Source organism: Pantoea anthophila (assembly GCF_006494375.1).
Classification (GTDB): domain Bacteria; phylum Pseudomonadota; class Gammaproteobacteria; order Enterobacterales; family Enterobacteriaceae; genus Pantoea; species Pantoea anthophila.
Genome location: NZ_VHIZ01000050.1, coordinates 103,671 through 123,391, shown reverse-complemented (window position 1 = coordinate 123,391; position 19,721 = coordinate 103,671). Strand labels below are relative to the sequence as shown.

At 56.1% G+C, this 19,721-nt stretch carries 26 protein-coding genes; 11 read left to right on the top strand and 15 right to left on the bottom strand.

All coding sequences use genetic code 11. The features are described from left to right. The first annotated feature begins 95 nt into the window (after positions 1 to 95). Positions 96 to 335, top strand: a complete 240-nt coding sequence (locus FJW00_RS12770; RefSeq protein WP_033736571.1) for a YceK/YidQ family lipoprotein — start codon at positions 96 to 98, stop codon at positions 333 to 335. Here FJW00_RS12770 and FJW00_RS12765 read toward each other — a convergent pair. The 3 genes from FJW00_RS12765 to FJW00_RS12755 form a co-directional block, all read right to left on the bottom strand. Then, complete coding sequence (locus FJW00_RS12765) at positions 326 to 727, bottom strand: MysB family protein (protein WP_009090912.1); 402 nt, start codon at positions 725 to 727, stop codon at positions 326 to 328. The two genes, FJW00_RS12770 and FJW00_RS12765, sit on opposite strands and share 10 nt — an antisense overlap. A 118-nt stretch (positions 728 to 845) precedes the next feature. Then, a complete protein-coding gene (locus FJW00_RS12760) occupies positions 846 to 1,112 on the bottom strand; it encodes a hypothetical protein (protein WP_009090911.1) in 267 nt (88 codons plus the stop codon). Positions 1,113 to 1,654: 542 nt separating this feature from the next. Beyond that, the gene (locus FJW00_RS12755) at positions 1,655 to 2,578 is read right to left on the bottom strand and encodes a Kdo(2)-lipid IV(A) acyltransferase (RefSeq protein ID WP_009090910.1); all 924 of its coding nucleotides are present in this window, start codon (positions 2,576 to 2,578) and stop codon (positions 1,655 to 1,657) included. A gap of 253 nt (positions 2,579 to 2,831) precedes the next feature. Between FJW00_RS12755 and trhO the strand changes: the two genes are divergently transcribed. Then, on the top strand, positions 2,832 to 3,881 hold the full coding sequence (gene trhO / locus FJW00_RS12750) for an oxygen-dependent tRNA uridine(34) hydroxylase TrhO (RefSeq protein WP_009090909.1): 1,050 nt from the start codon (positions 2,832 to 2,834) through the stop codon (positions 3,879 to 3,881). 47 nt (positions 3,882 to 3,928) lie between these two features. On the opposite strand, the gene FJW00_RS12745 is transcribed toward trhO, so the two are convergent. From FJW00_RS12745 to grxB, 9 genes are all read right to left on the bottom strand, one after another. After that, complete coding sequence (locus tag FJW00_RS12745) at positions 3,929 to 4,501, bottom strand: YceI family protein (protein ID WP_009090908.1); 573 nt, start codon at positions 4,499 to 4,501, stop codon at positions 3,929 to 3,931. A 4-nt stretch (positions 4,502 to 4,505) separates the two neighbouring features. Further along, positions 4,506 to 5,081, bottom strand: a complete 576-nt coding sequence (locus FJW00_RS12740) for a cytochrome b (protein ID WP_033736338.1) — start codon at positions 5,079 to 5,081, stop codon at positions 4,506 to 4,508. A gap of 294 nt (positions 5,082 to 5,375) precedes the next feature. After that, positions 5,376 to 6,488, bottom strand: a complete 1,113-nt coding sequence (solA, locus tag FJW00_RS12735) for an N-methyl-L-tryptophan oxidase (protein WP_058957510.1) — start codon at positions 6,486 to 6,488, stop codon at positions 5,376 to 5,378. A 93-nt stretch (positions 6,489 to 6,581) separates the two neighbouring features. Next, positions 6,582 to 6,836 (bottom strand): biofilm formation regulator BssS, encoded by a 255-nt coding sequence (gene bssS, locus FJW00_RS12730; RefSeq protein WP_009090905.1) that lies wholly within the window; start codon positions 6,834 to 6,836, stop codon positions 6,582 to 6,584. A gap of 241 nt (positions 6,837 to 7,077) precedes the next feature. Continuing rightward, a complete protein-coding gene (locus FJW00_RS12725) occupies positions 7,078 to 7,350 on the bottom strand; it encodes a hypothetical protein (protein ID WP_009090903.1) in 273 nt (90 codons plus the stop codon). 145 nt (positions 7,351 to 7,495) lie between these two features. Next, positions 7,496 to 7,741, bottom strand: coding sequence for a DNA damage-inducible protein I (dinI, locus tag FJW00_RS12720; RefSeq protein WP_003849907.1), 246 nt, complete (start codon positions 7,739 to 7,741; stop codon positions 7,496 to 7,498). A 62-nt stretch (positions 7,742 to 7,803) separates the two neighbouring features. Next, entirely contained in the window at positions 7,804 to 8,847 is a 1,044-nt protein-coding gene (gene pyrC, locus FJW00_RS12715) for a dihydroorotase (RefSeq protein ID WP_140924343.1), read from the bottom strand. Between the two features lie 134 nt (positions 8,848 to 8,981). Beyond that, complete coding sequence (locus FJW00_RS12710) at positions 8,982 to 9,545, bottom strand: lipoprotein (protein WP_140924341.1); 564 nt, start codon at positions 9,543 to 9,545, stop codon at positions 8,982 to 8,984. 115 nt (positions 9,546 to 9,660) lie between these two features. Then, on the bottom strand, positions 9,661 to 10,308 hold the full coding sequence (gene grxB / locus FJW00_RS12705) for a glutaredoxin 2 (RefSeq protein ID WP_140924339.1): 648 nt from the start codon (positions 10,306 to 10,308) through the stop codon (positions 9,661 to 9,663). Between the two features lie 295 nt (positions 10,309 to 10,603). Here grxB and rimJ point away from each other — a divergent pair, with 295 nt between their 5' ends. From rimJ to murJ, 4 genes are all read left to right on the top strand, one after another. Continuing rightward, a complete protein-coding gene (rimJ, locus tag FJW00_RS12700) occupies positions 10,604 to 11,197 on the top strand; it encodes a ribosomal protein S5-alanine N-acetyltransferase (RefSeq protein WP_009090895.1) in 594 nt (197 codons plus the stop codon). Between the two features lie 13 nt (positions 11,198 to 11,210). Then, entirely contained in the window at positions 11,211 to 11,849 is a 639-nt protein-coding gene (locus tag FJW00_RS12695; protein ID WP_140924336.1) for a YceH family protein, read from the top strand. A gap of 1 nt (position 11,850) precedes the next feature. Then, the gene (locus FJW00_RS12690) at positions 11,851 to 12,771 is read left to right on the top strand and encodes a Gfo/Idh/MocA family protein (RefSeq protein WP_140924334.1); all 921 of its coding nucleotides are present in this window, start codon (positions 11,851 to 11,853) and stop codon (positions 12,769 to 12,771) included. Positions 12,772 to 12,891: 120 nt separating this feature from the next. Beyond that, entirely contained in the window at positions 12,892 to 14,430 is a 1,539-nt protein-coding gene (murJ, locus tag FJW00_RS12685; protein WP_009090890.1) for a murein biosynthesis integral membrane protein MurJ, read from the top strand. A gap of 64 nt (positions 14,431 to 14,494) precedes the next feature. Here the strand turns inward: murJ and flgN are convergent, their stop codons facing one another. The 3 genes from flgN to flgA all read right to left on the bottom strand — a co-directional run bounded on the left by flgN (position 14,495) and on the right by flgA (position 15,998). Then, entirely contained in the window at positions 14,495 to 14,926 is a 432-nt protein-coding gene (gene flgN / locus FJW00_RS12680; protein ID WP_009090889.1) for a flagellar export chaperone FlgN, read from the bottom strand. 5 nt (positions 14,927 to 14,931) lie between these two features. Beyond that, positions 14,932 to 15,234, bottom strand: coding sequence for a flagellar biosynthesis anti-sigma factor FlgM (gene flgM / locus FJW00_RS12675; RefSeq protein WP_009090886.1), 303 nt, complete (start codon positions 15,232 to 15,234; stop codon positions 14,932 to 14,934). Positions 15,235 to 15,338: 104 nt separating this feature from the next. Continuing rightward, complete coding sequence (gene flgA, locus FJW00_RS12670) at positions 15,339 to 15,998, bottom strand: flagellar basal body P-ring formation chaperone FlgA (protein WP_009090884.1); 660 nt, start codon at positions 15,996 to 15,998, stop codon at positions 15,339 to 15,341. A 154-nt stretch (positions 15,999 to 16,152) separates the two neighbouring features. Here flgA and flgB point away from each other — a divergent pair, with 154 nt between their 5' ends. The 5 genes from flgB to FJW00_RS12645 are packed head-to-tail and all read left to right on the top strand — an operon-like array spanning position 16,153 to position 19,716. Continuing rightward, the gene (flgB, locus tag FJW00_RS12665; protein WP_009090882.1) at positions 16,153 to 16,566 is read left to right on the top strand and encodes a flagellar basal body rod protein FlgB; all 414 of its coding nucleotides are present in this window, start codon (positions 16,153 to 16,155) and stop codon (positions 16,564 to 16,566) included. Between the two features lie 2 nt (positions 16,567 to 16,568). Then, positions 16,569 to 16,973 carry a flagellar basal body rod protein FlgC gene (flgC, locus tag FJW00_RS12660; protein ID WP_009090881.1) on the top strand — a complete coding sequence of 135 codons (405 nt, stop codon included), beginning with the start codon at positions 16,569 to 16,571 and terminating at the stop codon, positions 16,971 to 16,973. A 12-nt stretch (positions 16,974 to 16,985) separates the two neighbouring features. Further along, complete coding sequence (flgD, locus tag FJW00_RS12655; RefSeq protein WP_009090880.1) at positions 16,986 to 17,657, top strand: flagellar hook assembly protein FlgD; 672 nt, start codon at positions 16,986 to 16,988, stop codon at positions 17,655 to 17,657. 26 nt (positions 17,658 to 17,683) lie between these two features. Further along, on the top strand, positions 17,684 to 18,940 hold the full coding sequence (gene flgE, locus FJW00_RS12650) for a flagellar hook protein FlgE (RefSeq protein WP_009090879.1): 1,257 nt from the start codon (positions 17,684 to 17,686) through the stop codon (positions 18,938 to 18,940). Positions 18,941 to 18,960: 20 nt separating this feature from the next. Continuing rightward, the gene (locus FJW00_RS12645; protein ID WP_009090878.1) at positions 18,961 to 19,716 is read left to right on the top strand and encodes a flagellar basal body rod protein FlgF; all 756 of its coding nucleotides are present in this window, start codon (positions 18,961 to 18,963) and stop codon (positions 19,714 to 19,716) included. Positions 19,717 to 19,721: the final 5 nt, after the last annotated feature.

The following is a 19,721-nucleotide window of genomic DNA, read 5'->3' as shown; positions in this document are numbered from 1 at the left end:
GGATGAAAACAGAGCGGGGATGATAATTTACTCGCAGGCCGTCACCGCATGCCGCGCGTGACACTCTCTGGGGCAGGTAAAGGCGGGTTTTTGTGGTGAAACGAGTTTTAAAGGCAGGTGTTATCGCTCTCGCGGTGCTCTGCTTAAGCGGATGCGGCAGTATTATCAGCCGAACCGTGCCCGGACAGGGACACGGTAATCAGTACTATCCGGGCGTACAGTGGGATGTACGCGACAGCGGATGGCGGGTGCTGACCATCCTTGATCTGCCCCTGTCGCTGGTGCTGGACACCCTGCTGTTGCCAGTGGATGCCAGCCATGGTCCTTACGAATAACCGCGATCGGAGTCGCTGTTATCATCTTCCCACTCCTGAGCCGCGGCTTCACCCTCTTCGGTGTCCAGCGGCGGCTCCAGCTGAAACTCGCCGTCGTCCCACTCGTGCAGGGTGTTTTCCGCTAACCACTCCTGACGCAGTTCCACTTCGTCAAAATCAGCGTCAAAAATAGCCTGAGCAGCTTCACCGGTGCGGTAAGGAAGGCATTCGCCTGCGTCACCTTCGTCGACCAGGAACTCAGCCTGCCACATGATATCGCCATCCTGCATCACATACTTTTGCAGGCCGAACTGGCTGACCGACGCCTCTTCTTCATCCACTTCAGGGTTATTTGCGAGAAACTCCTCACGTGCAGCATCAATCGCTTCCTCTAAGGTACTGTACATGCTCATCGATCTTCTCCTTACCGGGTTCACTTGATTTCAGTGAAGAATAGACGAAATTTGCCGGAGGGAAAGGGCGGGGGCGTGTAACTGGCGGGAAATAAACCACTTCCCGCCAGCAGCGGGATTAACGCATTTTTTGCGGGAAGTGCAGAACCGGCTGTACCGACTCATGAATAACCGGTGCCGCGTAGCGAATACAGCATTTGATGCAGGGTTTAACTTTCTTAAAATTGATTCTGGCGATGGATAAGGCCTGGCTGAGATTATACAGGGTGCCGATAAAAATCATCTGCTCCTTGCCGGGCATCCGTCTGCATCCCTGACGATGAAGAAAATGGTAGTTCTCCTGATCGGTCGTAATGGTGACGTAATAGTAGAGACCTTTACTCATATTAGGGATCCCCTGAGGTTCGCTGTGTGAAATCGTTTTTTTATAATTGAGCTGAAGTCGTTAAAAGCCTGAATGTCACTGCTGAAATTACCGTTAAGTCGGAACAGGTTCAAATGCAATAACGGCATATCGGGCTGTTAAATTTTTGTAAAAATGAATATGTCGGCGGCTTGTATGACAATGCCTTGTTAATTAAGTTAATTTTAGTGGATTGATAAGCGACCAGAAAGCATTAAGCCTGGCTAAATAGGAATAGGCCTGGTGATAAAAATAATTAGCGCCAGCGGAAATTAAAGCAGGATAATTAAAATCTGATGAATGTCTGCCAGAATATGCAGCAGGCGGCTCTTTGTGGTTTTAATAAATAAGCCGGGCTGATTGAATGCGGTGGAAATCAGCGTCTCCTGCGAGCGTATCTGATAATAGCTGGATCGTTAAACCGGGAAGCCGCAATATCGGGCAGCCGCGCGATTGATTTATCGGGGCAGAGCATTGCAGCAGAAGAGGCGCTAAACGGCCGTGAGACCGTTTAGCGTGACAGATTAATAGCGGGAGGGTTCGCCTTGCGGACGGGTTTTAAAGCGGCGATGCAGCCACATATATTGCTCAGGTGCCAGCAGCACACCCTCTTCAACCACTTTGTTCATCCTGGCCGCGGTAACTTCATCGTTTTCCAGCGTAAATTCGCTGCGGATGTCGGGCAGGATCATCAGTTCATAGCCCCGGCCACCAGGCAGACGACGCGGCACAAACGGAATGACAGCGGGGTTACCGGCGCGGATCAGCAGATGGGTCCCCACCGTCGTTGCCGCCTTTTCCACGCCAAAGAAGGGCACAAAGACGCTGCTGCGCGGGCCATAGTCGTGATCGGGGGCATACCAGATAATGTCCCCCTGCTTCAGGGCGCGGATCATTCCTTTGAGATCCTTACGGTCGAGCATGCTTTTGTTTGACCGCATGCGACCTTTGACCTGCAGCCAGTCAATCAGCTTATTGTCATTGGGGCGATAGACGCCAATGCCAGGATTGTGGATGCCAAACATGCGCGCGCCGATCTCCAGCGTCAGAAAGTGCATGCCGATGAGCAGCACACCGCGCTGGTTGTCGCGCGCGGCCTGAATATGCTCCAGCCCGGAGGGCTTGTGCCACTTGTTAATACGCCAGTCGGGCCAGAACCACGCCATGCCGGTTTCAATCAGGCCCATGCCGACGGATTCGAAATTGTGTTTCACCATCGCCTCGCGCTCATTGACCGGCATCTCCGGAAAACTTAATTCCAGATTACGCCGGGCGATGCTGACGCGACGATTCATAAAGCGCATGGCGATACGGCCAATATTGCAGCCGAGCACATAGAGCAGGGGATAAGGAAGGAGCACCAAAAGATAAAGAAAAGCGATACCCAGCCAGGTCAGCCAATAGCGCGGGTGAAGCAGTTCTCGTGAAAACTGAGGCAACTGAGTCATGTGAAGGTTAATTTTCCTGCGTCATGCACCCTGCGGTGCTGATATCTCATTGATTTACACTATTGTGCCAGTTTTTAACGTTCGCTTAAATATCGCTGATGGAACCGGGCCTCAATGAGCGGGGAGAAAGCCGCCGCGAGTGCCGGAAAAAACAGCAACTGACTATCGGTCCTGACGCAACGCTTTGCATACACCTGAAATCAGGTATCATGTGCTCGCTAATTTTCTCCTATTGATAACAGGAAAGAACACCATGCCAGTGTTACATAACCTCGTTTCCAATAAAGAGCTGAAGGCGCGCATGCTGGCTGAAACTGAGCCGCGCACCACTGTCTCTTTTTATAAGTATTTCCAGATTGCCGATCCTAAAGCCTTCCGCGATGCGCTCTATGTTGGCCTGACCGCCCTCAAGGTGTTTGGTCGCGTCTATGTTGCCCATGAAGGCATCAACGCGCAGATCAGCGTGCCCGCCAGCCAGTATGAAAAGATGAAGGCCTGGCTGTATGCGTTCGATCCGGCGCTGAACAACCTGCGTATGAACGTTGCTCTGGATGATGATGGAAAGTCGTTCTGGGTACTGCGCCTGAAAGTGCGCGATCGCATCGTGGCGGACGGTATTGAGGACAGCAGCTTCGACGCAAGCAATGTTGGTCACTACCTGAAAGCGGCGGAAGTCAACGCCATGCTGGACGATCCGGACGCGCTGTTTGTCGATATGCGAAACCACTACGAATATGAAGTGGGCCGTTTTGACAACGCGCTGGAAGTGCCGGCAGACACCTTCCGTGACCAGCTGCCAATGGCCGTGGATATGCTCAGGGAGCAGAAAGATAAAAAGATCGTCATGTACTGCACCGGCGGCATCCGCTGCGAAAAGGCCAGTGCCTGGATGCGGCATAACGGTTTTGAAGATGTCTACCATATCGAGGGTGGCATCATCGAGTACGCCCGCCGCGCCCGTGAACAGGGCTTGCCGGTCAGATTCAAAGGCAAAAACTTTGTCTTTGATGAGCGGATGGGGGAGCGGATTTCTGACGATGTGCTGGCAAACTGCCATCAGTGTGGTGAGCCCTGCGATACCCACGTCAACTGCGTGAATGACGGCTGTCATCTGCTGTTTATTCAGTGCAAGAGCTGCGCCGAGAAGTTTGAGAACTGCTGCAGTCCGATCTGTCAGGAAGAGGCGAAGCTCTCTCCGGAAGAGCAGCGCGCCCGTCGTGCCGGACGAGAGAATGGCAATAAAATCTTTAACAAGTCGCGTGGCCTGTTAAACATGACCATTCCCGCGCCGAAGAAGTCATAAAGCGGTAAACGTGGCCGCCTGAACGCTGATTCAGGCGGCCTGCGGCTTTACTGACGCACACCTTCCACCGAGATCATCAGCTGAACCTTCTGCGAGGCTGGCCCCAGATCTTTCGTTATATTAAAATCTTTCAGCGCAATTTCACCTTCCGCTTCAAAGCCTGCACGATAACCGCCCCACGGATCTTTGCCTTCACCCAGCTTCTTCGCCTCCAGCGTCACCGGCTTCGTGACGCCGTTCAGCGTCAGATCGCCGGTAATCTCTAATTCATCGCCCTCTTTCTTCACTGACGTGGATTTAAAAGTCGCCTGCGGATTTTTACTGCTGTTCAGGAAATCCGCGCTGCGCAGATGTTTGTCACGTTCAGCATGGTTGGTATCCACGCTGCTGGTATTAATCGTCACCTCGACTTTATCGGCGGCAGGGTTCTTCTCATCAAAGGTGAAGCGGCCATCGAAATCTTTAAAGGTACCGTAGAGCCAGCTGTAACCCAGATGCTGGATGCGAAACTGAATAAAGGCGTGCTGCCCCTCTTTATCAATTTTGTAGTCAGCGGCACTGGCACTCAGGGAACCGAGCAGCAGGCTGGCCGCGGTCATCGTCAGCAGACTTTTCTTCAACATATTATCTGTCCTTTTCAGAGGGTAAGGGGAGTCGTAAACCTGACATCCGTTTTAAGGTGTTATCGCGATCGATAACATGGTGTTTTATCGCAGCCAGACCGTGCAGGATCGACAGGATCACCACACTCCAGGCCAGCCAGAGGTGAATATCGCCTGCGAGGTCGGCCTGCTCGCCTGCACCGCTGAACAGGGCAGGCAGCGTAAACCAGCTGAACACGGCGATGGGTTTACCGTCGGCGGTGGAGATGAGATAGCCGCTGATCAGAATGGCCAGCAGCAGGGTATAAAGTAACAGGTGTGCCACGACAGAACTGATGCGCACCAGAGGGGAATGGCTGCTCAGGGGCCTGGGCGGCGGCGAAATAACGCGCCACACCAGGCGGATAATCAGCGTCAGTAACAGCAGCACGCCAATACTTTTATGAATTTCCGGGGCGTCGTGATACCAGCTGTCGTAATAGCCCAGACCGACCATCCATAATCCCAGCGCAAACATGCCATAAATGGCCAGCGCCATCGACCAGTGCAGCAGCACAGCAACCCGGCCAAACTGATGCGGTGTATTACGTAATAACATAATCTGAGCGTCACGTAGAAATAATATGAAATAAGCATCCACATTATGAAATATAAAAGCAATCGCCCTTACGCTTCTATAAACTTAAAAAAATCATCGGAAAAGGTTGAATAAAAAGGCAGGGAAATGGGCAATATTACTGAATAATAATTTTGATGAGGGGAAAACGGTCAACCTCATTCCGCCCAAATGAACAATCAGGGCGAAATAAGGGCGAATTTTTGTCAGTGAAATTCAGGTTGCGTCAATCTTTGTCAGCAGGATGCCACCCTGTGATGCCATCCGTTTGCAGAGTCAGAAACGCGAAAGGCGGAACGGAGAGAGATCAAAGGAAAAAGGTTTCTGCTGCGCAAATTCCGCGGCCAGTTCGCCCAGCACGCTGGCAAATTTAAAGCCGTGTCCGCTGAGTCCGGTTATCAGCAGGCGATTGGGTTCGTCCGGCAGCGTATCAATAATAAAATCTTCATCCGGGCTGAAGTCGTAGCTGCACGCTTCGCCATGCAGACAGACACCGACGCCCGGTAAGAACTGGCGCAGGAAGCCAAAAGCTTCACTGCCATCTGCCGCCACGGCACCGAAGGGTTTACGATCTTCAGGCTGCTGCATCGGCTGTCCGCCATCGTGACGACCCACTTTCAGGGCGTTATTGTCGGCCGGGAAGCCATAGAACTGGCTGCCATCACGCATCTCGACGGTAAAGCCCGGGAACCTGTTGTTCTCACTGTAGCGACCATCAGCCTGATACCAGGCAAACACCTTACGGGTAGGGGCAACCGGCAGATTCGGGATGAGTTTTCCGACCCACGTACCGGCGCTGACCACCATTTTACGGCCGCGATAGACACCATCCAGCGTTGTAACCTGTTGAAGGTCGCCATCCCGTCCCAGTTCTGAGACCGGGCAGTTGAACAGCTGGGCACAGCCTGCCTGTTCCGCCAGCTGAACCCAGCTGCGCACCGCCTGTTCACATTTCAGGAAGCCCGACTGCGGCTCAAATACGCCCAGATAGCCCTCTGGTACGTTAATCTGTGGCCAGCGCTGACGCACTTCCCCGGGCTGCATCACCTCAATGTTAAGCTGCCAGCGGCTTGCGCTGTCGATAACGTTGCGGATAAAAGGGGAGTCGTGAGGGGCGAGGTTAAGCACGCCGCTGCGATGCATAATGCGCTCACCGGCTCGCTGTTCCAGTTCATCCCACAGCGTCTGCGCCCGCAGCACCAGCGGCACATAACGTTCGCCTTCGCCGTAGGCGTGACGAATCAGACGGCTCTCGCCATGATGCGTGCCCTGATTGTGAGGAGGGTGGGCGCTGTCGATCATTAATACCGAGAGGCCTGCCTGGGTGGCATAGTAGCCAGCCGCCGCACCTACTGAGCCGCTGCCAACGACGATAAGATCATAAATCATGGTAACTACGCTCTAAGAGTCAGATAATCAACAGCATACCGAAACAGAAACGAAAAAGGCACCCCTGAGGGTGCCCCTTTGATGTGGCAGAAACTAATGCTTACTGAGGAGTCGTTCCATCTGCTCGGCTGATTCAATCTTGGCGATGCCTGCTTCGAGGATCGAGATGAACTGCCTTGCCACATCCGTTGTCAGCCAGTAGGTGGGGCCAACATCCGCTTCTTCTTCTTTTTGATCCTGCGACGACAGCGAGTGCAGGCGGATCATCATGGCGTCATAGCTATCAACGGTACTGATATCCCAGCCCACCAGCGGGTGAGTCTGAATAACGTCTTTTCTTCTGTCCATTATAACCTCCTTATTACTCGTTAAACGAAGTGCATGATGAGGTTCAATGCGGCTTTTTTATTCCGATAGCGAAACAATTATAACAGTAAACCCGGGTGTCACTGTTTAAAAAATGCCGTGAGTCAGCTTCTCACAGAATATTCGCTTTTAACAGGCAGGAGTCAAAAAATAAAATGCCTGGCAGGCAGGCATTTTTTTTACGATTCAGTGGGCAGGCCAAAAAGCGGGGCAGGCCGCCGGTTCAGAGCGCCGGGCTGTCTGGTACGATGCCGCCGACGCGTTTCTGCAGGGATTCTGCCAGACGGGCAAAATGTTGCTGAAGCTGTTCATCATGGTTTTGATTCTGGGCTTCCAGCGACAGATTGTGCACCAGCAGCTGGCTGGCACGATCGTCAAGACAGAAAATCAGACTGGAAAAGGCATTTTCCAGCACCGTTAAACGACGCTGCTGATCACCAATCAGTGCTAACAACTCACCAAAGGTCATCGCCTCTTCCGGTTTATCAGTAGTCATGGTGTCGCACCTCCTGTTATGCGTGACGAGCGCAAGGATAGGGCATTGATCAGTAAGAGTCTAGATGCAGGAAGAGGGAAGTGCGAGAGGGGAGAAAAGATAAAAAAACCGGGTGGCGACACCCGGAAAAAAAGCACAGTGGCGGTTAATCAGTAATGAACCAGTCGTCAGCACTCTCCCACGTCTGTTGCAGGATTTCGCTGATCTGGTCGCGCGTCTCTTTTCCACCGCCCAGCACGCTGAGATTGTTGGCACTGGCATAACGCACCTTGACGTGATTGGTCGAGTCAGGGAACTGTTCGTCAATGCGGCGCGACAGTTCATCGCTTAACGCCTCTATCGCGCCAGCAGGAAGAGGTCGGGTATTTGATACGGTAATTTCAACACGCATAGCAGCCTCCGGATAAGATACTGTATATATTTACAGTATTCATCCGCCGGAGGCAAGCAAAATTATGCAACGCGCCAGTTGAGCGTTTCACCCGCGAGGAAAGGAATCAGAGCGTCACTGCCCAGCGCGATGGACGCCGGCACCTGCCAGGGCTCACGCACCAGGGTAATTGTGCCTTCATTCAGCGGCAGGCCATAGAAACGCGGGCCGTTTTCAGAACAGAACGCTTCGAAATGGTCCAGCGCATTCAGCTCTTCAAACACGGTCGCGTAGGCCGCCAGCGAGGTCGGCGCATTAAATACGCCCGCGCAGCCACAGGCAGACTCTTTAAGATGCTGCAGATGCGGAGCGGTGTCGGTGCCGAGGAAGAAACGCGGATGACCGCTGGCTACGACCCTGCGCAGCGCGTCCTGATGCACATTGCGCTTGAGAATCGGCAGGCAGTAAAGATGCGGGCGAATTCCGCCCACCAGCATGTGGTTGCGGTTAAACATCAGGTGCTGCGGCGTAATGGTCGCGCCCAGCGTCTCATCGGCAGCAGCGACATAATCCGCGGCATCCTGGGTGGTGATATGCTCCATCACCACTTTCAGCCCCGGAAACTGACTGCGCAGCGGCACCATCACCGTGTCAATGAAGCGGGCTTCGCGATCAAAAATGTCGATATGGGCATCGGTGACTTCGCCATGAACCAGCAGCGGCATACCCAGCTGCTGCATCCGCTCCAGCACGCGGGCGATGGAGGCGATATTGGTGACGCCGTGGCTGGAGTTAGTGGTGGCATGAGCCGGATAGAGCTTGGCGGCGGTAAACAGACCGGATGTGAAGCCACGCTCAAGCTCATCCGGATCCAGTGAGTCAGTAAGATAACAGGTCATCAGCGGCGTAAAGGCGTGATCGGCGGGCAGCGCGGCCAGGATGCGGTCGCGGTACGCTTCTCCTGCCGCCACGCTGGTCACCGGCGGCACCAGGTTAGGCATCACGATGGCACGACCATTAACCGCGCTGGTGTAGGGCAGGACCGTTTTAAGCATCTCATCGTCACGCAGATGAATGTGCCAGTCGTCAGGGCGACGCAGGGTAAGTTGCTGAGGTTGTGCTGTCATCAGTGAAGCTCCGGCAGAAAGGAAACAGAAGGCATGTTTTGGCCGGGGTCTAAGCATAAGGATTCAGGCAACCGTTTGCACCTGCTTTTTCTGCTGACAGCAAAAATCCGCGCCGGATGGCGCGGCAAACGGGATTACTGCGTGAAGGGGATAACCAGTTCGCCCGGTCTGACTTCCAGTCCTTTGGCAAATTTTTTCGCCAGTGACTCACCTTTACTGCGGTCAGCGCTGAGACGGTAAGCCGGGTTTTGATCGAAATAGCTCTTCAGCGACTGATTCAGATAAGGCGTCAGGGTTTTCATGATGGCGGCCATTTTCTCCGGCGCCACCTGTGCGTCGGTTATCTCCAGATCGCGCAGAAAGATCGCCCCCTGCTGTGGGTCATAGACGGGCTGTGCGCGCATCGTCAGCTGCATGTCAGCCTGCTGCGGGCCGAACAGAGAGGTGACGTTAATCTTTGCATTGCCGGAGAGCGACACTTTGCCAGGTTCTGTGCGGCCGATCTGGCTGGTGAGATTGTTCAGGACAATATGCGCATTGACCAGACCGGACACGCCAATGTCTTTCTCGTAGTTGTTATGCTTTTGCAGCGCCTGATTCACTTCCTGTTCGCTGATGGTGTACTGGGTCAGTTGATTGCAGCCGCTTGCCAGCAGCACAAACATCAGGGCAGTCAGCCCGAAAAATACATTTTTCATCTTTCTAGATCCTGAATAACAAAGTCAGTTAACAGGATATAGCCTGCCTGAATGCGTGAGAGGTGTCATCAGAAAAGGGATGAGAAACGCCGCGGCGTCTCTCATCCGGGCGGGATTACTGCGCAATAGAAGAGAGCAGATTGACCTGGGTCTGTTTGGCCATATTGTCACGGTAGTCAGCGACCCGTGCTGGCCAGTCGATGCCCGGAACCAGCGTCAGGGAGCGCAGCAGCGGGAAGAGGCTGAAATCATCTTCCGACAGCTCGCCGTTAACCGCATTAGGCTGGACGATCAGGCCGTCCAGTTTGCGCAGATCGCCGCTGACTTTTTTAATCAGTCCGGCCGAATGCGTTTTCAGCTCCTCAAAATCACCGATGCTGGCCTGCTTTTTCGCGCGGAAATAGTCACGCGCCGCCGGGGTGGCAAACTCCGCAAAAGGGGCCTCGGCAATGCGCGGCAGCAGTAGCTTATTCACGTAGCTGTTCATGTGACGCAGCCAGTCGCCAATGGCCGGATCGAGCGCACCGGTAATCAGCGGTTTGCCATCCTGCTGGTCGACATAGTGCACAATCTCCATGCTTTCCGGCATCGCGCTGCCATCCTTTTTCTGCAGGACAGGCGCCATTTTCTGGCCGATCAGTCGCTGAGGCGTCTCTTCATCGTCATTGAGCATGACCACCAGCTCAACCGGCAAGTTCTTCAGACCAAAAATCATGCGCGCTTTCACACAGAAGGGGCAGTGGTCGTAGATATAGAGCTTCATCCTGATCTCCCTCGTTTACAGGTTAATGTTTAACAGAGTGAATCATTTCATCCTGTTCCGGGCGCCTGAAAAGTATGGAAGAGATTCCCCCTCCCGGCAAACCAGCCCGACAGATGGCCGGGCTGAACGGGCGTTGATGACGCCTGAGCAGGAGCGTCTGGGCGGTGATAACACAACAAAATCAACCTCTTTACGGCAAAAAATCCGTAATGTTTTACCGCAGCCCAGGCGGCGGTTATAGTGAAAGCCAGATAATGACGGCTTTCACTCTCAGCCATTGATTTCAGGAGTCAGGATGTTTGGCTATCGTTCTGCCGCGCCCAGGGTGCGCTTAACCACCGATCGGCTGGTGGTCCGTCTGGTTCACGAACGTGACGCCTGGCGAATGGCAGATTACTACGCGGAAAACCGCCTGTTTTTAAAACCGTGGGAGCCCGTGCGCGATGACAGTCACTGCTATCCCTCCGGCTGGCAGGCGCGGCTGGGGCTGATCGCCGACATGCATAAGCAGGGCTCGGCCTTCTATTTTATTCTGATGGACAGCGAAGAAACCGAAGTGCGCGGCGTAGCCAACTTCAGCAACGTACTGCGCGGTTCCTTTCACGCCTGTTATCTCGGCTATTCGCTGGGCGAAAAGTGGCAGGGACAGGGGCTGATGTTTGAAGCGTTACAGTCTGCTATCCGCTACATGCAGCGTCAGCAGCATATTCACCGCATCATGGCGAACTACATGCCGCACAACCAGCGCAGCGGCGACCTGCTGGCGCGCCTTGGTTTTGAGAAAGAGGGATATGCGAAAGACTATCTGCTGATTGACGGACGCTGGCAGGATCACGTGCTGACAGCATTAACCCAGCGGGAATGGACGCCTGATCGGCGTGGACAATAATGAGGACGCAAGCATGAAGATGGCTTTATCGGCGCAGGCGCTGCGCGTGCTGGGCTGCCTGCTGGAGAAGCAGGTCACCACGCCGGAACAGTATCCGCTGTCACTGAATGGAGTCGTGGTGGCCTGTAACCAGAAATCAAACCGCGAGCCGGTGATGGAGCTGAGTGAAAGCGCGGTACAGGATGAACTCGATCAGCTGGTGAAGCGGCATCTGGTTACCGCCAGCAGCGCGTCCGGTCAGCGGGTCGTGAAATATGAGCAGCGTTTCTGTAACTCCGCCTTTGGTACGCTGAAGCTGAACAGCGCCGAAGTTGCCGTGCTGACGTTACTGATGCTGCGCGGTCCGCAGACGCCAGGCGAACTGCGCACCCGCAGCGGCCGTCTTCATGAGTTCAGTGACGTCAGCGAAACAGAACAGACGCTGGAAGGCCTGATGCAGCGTGACGACAGCGCCCGGGTGATCCGCCTGACGCGCGAGCCGGGCAAGCGCGAAAGCCGCTTTATGCATCTGCTGCCCGGGGAGAGCGACACGCCACTGTCCGCCGATGAGCCGGAAGAGCAGGGCGATCTGGCGAGGCGTGTGGCCACCCTGGAACAGCAGGTCGCCCGGCTTCAGGCTCAGCTCACTCAACTGCTGCAGCCGGAGCATTAAGATGACTTTACGTATTGGTGTGGTGGGACTCGGCGGTATCGCACAGAAAGCCTGGCTGCCGGTGTTGTCGGCAGCGACGGACTGGACGCTGGTGGGGGCATTTTCACCGAATCAGGCCAAAGCCCGGCCACTCTGCGACAGTTACCGTATGGACTGTTTCAGTTCCCTGAATGCGCTGGCCGCGGCCTGCGACGCCGTTTTTGTCCACAGCAGCACCGCCACGCACTATGAGGTGGTGAAGGCGCTGCTGCTGGCCGGAAAAGATGTCTGCGTCGATAAGCCGCTGGCGGAAACCCTGGATCAGGCTGAGGCGCTGGTGGCGCTGGCGGAGAAAGAGCAGCGTAAGCTGATGGTCGCCTTTAATCGCCGCTTCGCCCCGCGCTATCAGCAGCTGCGGGCGGAGATGGGACACGTCGCTTCCCTACGGATTGAAAAGCACCGCAGCGACAGCGTCGGGCCTCAGGATCTCCGCTTTACCCTGCTCGATGACTACCTGCACGTCGTCGACACCGCACTCTGGCTCGGCGGCAAGCCTGTTCAGCATGTTCAGGGGCGCATCGACACCAACGAACAGGGACAGATGCTCTACGCTGAGCACCACTTCGCCCTGGAGGGCCTGTCGATCACCACCAGCATGCATCGGCGCGCAGGCAGTCAGCGTGAGCGGGTCAGTGCGACAGGCGACGGTAAATGTATCGACATCAGTGAGATGCGCGACTGGCAGGAAGAGCGGAACGACGGCGTGCTGATCGCTCCGCCTGCCGCCTGGCAGAGCCATCTGACCCAGCGCGGGTTCAGCGGGGCCGCACGCCATTTTATCGACTGCGTGCAGAATCAGACGACGCCTGAAACCAGCGGTGAACAGGCGCTGATGGCGCAGCGTGTGGTGGAAAACCTCTGGCGTAGTGCCATTCTGGAATAACGCCTTGTAACACTCCGTGCTGGTCATTTCCCTCCGTGGCAGTAGACTGTCGCCGGGCATCTTTCAGGTGCCCGCGCGACTTCTCCTTTTTACTGATTTTTTCAGGATGCGCCGTCAATTATGAATCTTTTGAAATCGCTGGCAGCGGTCAGTTCCATGACCCTGTTTTCCCGCGTTCTGGGCTTTGCCCGTGATGCCATCGTGGCGCGGGTGTTTGGCGCCGGAATGGCGACCGATGCGTTTTTTGTTGCGTTTAAACTGCCGAATCTGCTGAGGCGTATTTTTGCCGAAGGCGCGTTTTCCCAGGCGTTTGTGCCCATTCTCGCGGAATATAAAAGCAAACAGGGTGAGGAGGCGACACGTCTGTTCCTCTCCTATGTCTCAGGCCTGCTGACACTGGCGCTGGCGCTGGTGACCTTCGCGGGGATGCTCGCTGCGCCCTGGGTGATCATGATTACCGCACCGGGCTTCAGCGACCATGCGGATAAATTTGCCCTGACCAGTTCCCTGCTGCGGGTGACCTTTCCCTACATTATGCTGATCTCGCTGGCGTCGCTGGCGGGTGCTGTGCTGAACACCTGGAACCGCTTCTCGGTGCCAGCTTTTGCGCCGACCCTGCTGAACGTCAGCATGATCAGCTTCGCCCTGTTCGCCGCGCCGCATTTCCATCCGCCGGTGATGGCGCTCGCCTGGGCGGTCGTTGTGGGCGGGGTGCTGCAGCTCGGCTATCAGCTTCCACACCTGAAGAAGCTGGGGATGCTGGTGCTGCCACGCATCAATCTGCGTGACGCAGGCGTCTGGCGCGTAATGCGTCAGATGGGTCCGGCAATTCTTGGCGTTTCGGTCAGTCAGATCTCGCTGATCATCAATACCATCTTCGCCTCGTTCCTGGTGTCGGGTTCCGTCTCCTGGATGTACTACGCCGATCGCCTGATGGAGTTCCCCTCCGGCGTACTGGGCGTGGCGCTGGGTACCATTCTGCTGCCGTCGCTGGCCAAAAGTTTTTCCAGCGGCAATCACGATGAGTATTCCCGGCTGATGGACTGGGGACTGCGCCTCTGCTTCCTGCTGGCGCTGCCCTGCGCTGTGGCGCTGGGGATGCTCTCCGGCCCGCTCACCGTGGCGCTGTTCCAGTATGGCAAATTCACGGCCTTTGATGCGCTGATGACGCAGCGTGCGCTGATCGCCTACTCTGTTGGCCTGATGGGCCTGATTGTGGTCAAGGTGCTGGCACCCGGCTTCTATTCACGGCAGGACATCAAAACCCCGGTTAAAATCGCGATTATCACGCTGATCATGACGCAGGTAATGAACCTGGCGTTTATCGGCCCGCTGAAACATGCCGGTCTCTCTCTCTCGATTGGGCTGGCGGCCTGTCTGAATGCCTCGCTGCTCTACTGGCAGCTGCGCAAGAAGCAGATCTTTATGCCTCAGCCGGGCTGGAGCAGCTTTCTGGTGCGTCTGCTGATCGCCGTGGCGGTGATGGCCGGGGCGCTGTTTGCCATGCTGCAATGGATGCCCGCCTGGGAGCAGGGCTCGATGCTGTGGCGACTGCTGCGTCTGGCGCTGGTCTGTGCAGTGGGTGGGGGAAGTTACTTCCTGGCGCTGGCGCTGCTGGGATTCCGGCTGCGCGACTATGCGCGCCGCACCGCTGCCTGACGCGGTTCCTCTTCTGCCATAAAAAAATCCCGCATCAGCGGGATTTTTTTTGCTACTTTTCTGCTCAGGCTTTACGGCTTAACGTGGCCTGGCCTTTACCCATCCCATCCGGGCCATAAAACGCCTGGGTCTGATGCGGCTTCAGCACCTCCAGGGCATCCTGGGTGTAGCGAATCTGATGCTGCAGCAGCATGCCGTTATGCACATTGGCATCCTGCAGACGACGGCTATGCTGCTGGATGACGTCCCAGCGGCGTGCCATGTCGTTCTGACCACGATAAGGTGCCGACACGGACTGACTCTTTTCAGCGGTGCGTCGCATCTCATCCAGATAGTTCAGCGTGCTGAGCAGCGCGCTTTTATCTTCAGTGATGCGCTGCAGCAGGTTGCTGTTAATGTTGCCGCTTGCCAGCTGCTGCTGCTCTTCTTCCAGCACCGCAGAAAGCGATGCCAGCACGTCCTGCATCTTATCTAATGTGGTCTGCAAATTACTCATGGTAACTAATTACCCTCTAAATACGCCTTAGTATCGGCAATCAGCGCATCGGCGATTTTGCCGGTATCCATCTTCAGTTCGCCATTACGAATGGCGGTTTTCAGTTGTTCAACGCGCTCGACGTTGATGTCTTTGCTGCTCGGCTGCATCAGCTGAGACTGCGCGCTGCTCAGATTGACCTGAGCGGCCGCCGCCGGCGCTGCCGCCGGGCTGGCACTCTGACGCACTTTGCTGCTGCCTGGCTCGCTGGTGTCGCGGCTCTGTACGGTGCTGGCGGGTTTCAGAGGTTGCGTTCTGTCAATGCTCATATTCGGGCTCCTGTACGGTCAGGGGAAGTCTGCCACCTGAATCATAATAGCGTTATCGCTTTGTTGATTCTTCTATCGGCAGCACGATGGGCTTCTTTAACACTTTACAGCGTTATAAGAATATTCCCATCCTCGCGCACCTTACCGCTGACAATCTGACCATTCCCCATCCTGACGCGAACCCACTGTGAACGGGTGGCGTTGTTCAGCGCCTTGCCCTCACCACTGGCGTCAAAGCCGTCGCCGCTGGCTATCACCATCACACTCTGACCTGCCTTAACGCGCCAAGGCTGACGCAGCATGGCGGGGTTAATCGGCTGTCCCGGTGGGATGTCACGCAGGACGACCGCATCGGCCACCGAGTCGCTGTTCAGCAGGGCGCGTGCGGGCAGGGTATCCAGACGCCCCGTCTGCAGCGTGAAGTCGCTTTCGCTGACGCTGCTGCCCCGGCTCAGCAGCCGGTTCGCCACCAGATAGGTCCCGGTCACCTGGACCTGGACCTGGAGATAACGACGGTTTTCACCGCAGTTAGCCGCCACGCTCATGTTGCCCCATAACCGGCTGTTGCCGGGCAGGGTGAACTGAGGCGCCTCACAGGTGGGCCACTGCGCCTGCGGCGTGCGGATCACCACCGTCATGCCCTGAGCATGCTGGGCGTCACGCGCTTTAAAAAACTGGTTCAGTTGTGCATTGAGATCTCCCGCAGAAGCCGGCAGGGCGATCGCGACCAGCAGGCTGGTCAGCAGGGTCAGATATCGACGCATGGTGCAATTCCTCACTGATGATGGCAACGAGTGTAACCGTTAAGAAAAATCCTCAATTGTCAAAATAGCGGTCATTTGAGGCCTTATTCAGACGATGACCCCTTGCTTTTTCAAATTAAGCTGCCAGCTCGAAATTCTCATACGCGGAGGAAACATGCTCGACAAACTGGATGCGGCGCTGAAATTTGGTACGGAGGCCCTCAACCTGCGTGCTCAACGTCAGGAGATCCTGGCGTCAAATATTGCCAACGCCGATACCCCTGGTTATCAGGCCCGGGATATCGACTTTGCCAGCGAGCTGAGTCGGGTGATGTCCAATGGCCGTGCGGAAGGCAGCAGCATGGCGTTGAAGGTCACTTCAGCTCGCCACATTGAAGCACAGACAAACGGCGTACCCTCGATGGACATGCTTTATCGCATTCCCGATCAGCCTTCTGCCGACGGCAACACCGTAGATATGGACCGTGAGCGTACGCAGTTCGCGGATAACAGCCTGAAATATCAAACCGACCTCACCCTCATCAGCAGCCAGATCAAAGGCATGATGAGCGTGTTACAAGGGCAATAATTATGGCCTTGCTGAATATTTTTGACATTGCCGGTTCAGCGATGACCGCGCAATCACAGCGATTAAACGTCAGTGCCAGTAACCTGGCGAACGCCGACAGCGTCACCGGTCCCGATGGCAAGCCTTACGTGGCAAAGCAGGTGGTCTTCCAGACCGATGCTGCGCCGGGCTCAGCGACCGGCGGGGTGAAAGTCGCCCGGGTTGTCGAGGATCCGACGCCAGCGAAACTGGTTTACGACCCGGGCAACCCGATGGCCGATGCCAAAGGCTACGTGAAGATGCCGAACGTGGATGTGGTCTCCGAAAGCGTCAACACCATGTCGGCGTCACGCAGCTACCAGGCCAACGTGGAAGTGCTGAACACCGTGAAGTCGATGATGATGAAAACCCTGACGATTGGGCAATAACGGAGAAAAACCATGGCTATCGCGGTAGGCGTTAATGAAAAACTGGATCCGTCGGTTCTCAGCTCCTCCAGCACCGGCACCGGCAACAATGCGCAGGATCTGCAGAATCAGTTCCTGACCATGCTGGTCACCCAGTTACAGAACCAGGATCCCACCAATCCGATGGATAACAGCCAGCTCACCACGCAGCTGGCACAGATCAATACCCTGAGCGGGATTGAAAAACTGAACACCACGCTGGGATCGATCTCCGGCCAGATCAGCACCAGCCAGTCGCTGCAGAGCTCCACGCTGATCGGGCATGGCGTGATGGTCAACGGCAGCCAGATTCTGGTCGGCAACGGCACCACAACGCCTTTTGGTGTTGAGCTCGGCTCCGCCTCGACCGGCGCCACTGCCACCATTAAAGATGCCAGTGGCGCGGTGATCGACACCGTCGATCTGGGCGCGCTGAGCGCTGGCGTGCACACCTTCTCGTGGGACGGCAAGCTGACGGATGGTTCAGTGGCCCCGGATGGTAAATACAGCGTTGCGATTGCTGCAAGCAATGGCAACACACAACTGGTGGCACAACCGCTGAACTACGCCTACGTCAATGGGGTGAGTACCGCGAACGACACCACCAAACTGGATCTCGGCACCATGGGCTCCGCCACCCTTGACGACGTACGTCAGATTCTCTGATTAACCTGTAGACAGGAGACACACACATGTCATTTTCCCAAGCGGTCAGCGGCCTTGGCGCTGCCTCTAGTAACCTTGATGTCATCGGTAACAACATCGCCAACTCCGCCACCGCGGGCTTTAAATCCAGCACCATCGCGTTTGCCGATATGTTTGCCGGTTCTAACGTCGGCCTCGGCACGAAAGTGGCGGCCGTGATCCAGAACTTCAACGACGGTGCGACTACCACCACCAGCCGTGGCCTGGATGTGGCGCTGAGCGGTAACGGTTTCTTCCGCATGACCGACAACAGCGGCGGCGTGTTCTACTCACGTAATGGTCAGTTCACCCTTGATGCCAACCGTAACCTGGTTAACACCCAGGGCCTGAACGTGACCGGCTATCCGGCCAGCGGTTCACCGGCCACCATCCAGTCGGGTGCAAACCCGGTGGCGATCCGTATTCCGACCGAGCAGATGCCAGCCCGCGCCACCACCACGGCCGGACTGATTGCCAACCTGAACTCAACGGACACCACGCCATCTGTGACCACCTTCTCGACGGCGAACGCAGACAGCTACAACAAGAAAACCACGGCAACCGTGTTCGACTCGCAGGGTAATGACCATGCGCTCGACATGTACTTCGTGAAAGACACCACCAGCAACAGCTGGACCGTTCATACCATCGACGGTAACACCGGCAGCTCGGCGGGCGACTTCCGCATGACGTTTGATACCAGCGGTAAGCTGACAGGCGTCTCTAAGCTGGATGCAAACGGTGCGGTAGTGAGCACCACCAACGACGGTACCGTTGGCCTGACGCTGAACGTGGGCGGCGCCAATGGCGCGGTCGCGAACCAGCCGATCACCCTGAGCATGCTGGGCAGTCTGCAGCAGAACACCGGCGCCACCACCTTTGGCAGCCCGACGCAGGATGGTTATGCACCTGGCGATCTGACCAGCTACGCCATCAATGATGACGGCACCATCACTGGCACCTACTCCAACAAGAAAACCCAGCTGCTGGGTCAGATTGTGCTGGCGAGCTTCTCTAACCCGGAAGGTCTGCAGTCACAGGGCGACAACGTCTGGTCTGCGTCAGGCGCATCCGGTCAGGCAGCAATCGGTCTGGCCAACACCGGAACCTTTGGTTCTCTGACGGCGGGCGCCCTGGAGTCCTCAAACGTCGATATGAGTAAAGAGCTGGTGAACATGATCGTGGCGCAGCGTAACTATCAGGCGAATGCGCAGACCATCAAAACTCAGGACCAGATTCTCAACACGCTGGTTAACTTACGTTAATTCGCTAACAGGATTGCCATATGGATCACGCGATATATACCGCGATGGGCGCGGCCAGCCAGACGCTGGATCAGCAGGCGGTCACCGCCAGCAACCTCGCCAACGCCTCAACACCAGGCTTTCGTGCGCAGCTCAATGCGCTGCGCGCGGTGCCGGTGAATGGCTGGTCACTGCCAACCCGTACGCTGGTCGCCGCCTCCACACCCGGCGCCGACATGAGCCAGGGCGCGATGGATTACACCGAGCGTCCACTCGATGTGGCGGTGCAGCAGGATGGCTGGCTGGCGGTGCGTACCGCTGACGGCAGCGAAGCTTATACCCGCAACGGCAATATGCAGATCAGCCCGAACGGCACGCTGACGGTTCAGGGCAATCCTGTGATGGGCGACGGCGGTCCGATTGTGATCCCGCAGGGCACCGAAATCACCATCGCGGCTGACGGCTCCATCACCGGCCTGAATGCCGGTGACTCGCCTAACGCCACGGTTCAGCTGGGTAAGCTGAAGCTGGTCAGGGCCACCGGCCAGGAGCTGCAGCGCAGTGATGACGGGATGTTCCGTCCCACGGCTGCGACACAGGCAACCCGCGGTGCGGCGCTGCAGGCTGACGCCACCATGCAGGTGATGCCTGGCGTGCTGGAAGGCAGCAACGTCAAACCGGTGGAAACCATGGTCGATATGATCGCCAACGCCCGACGTTTTGAGATGCAGATGAAAGTCATCACTAACGTCGACGAAAATGAACAAAAAGCCAATCAGCTCCTGAACATGAGCTAAGGCGC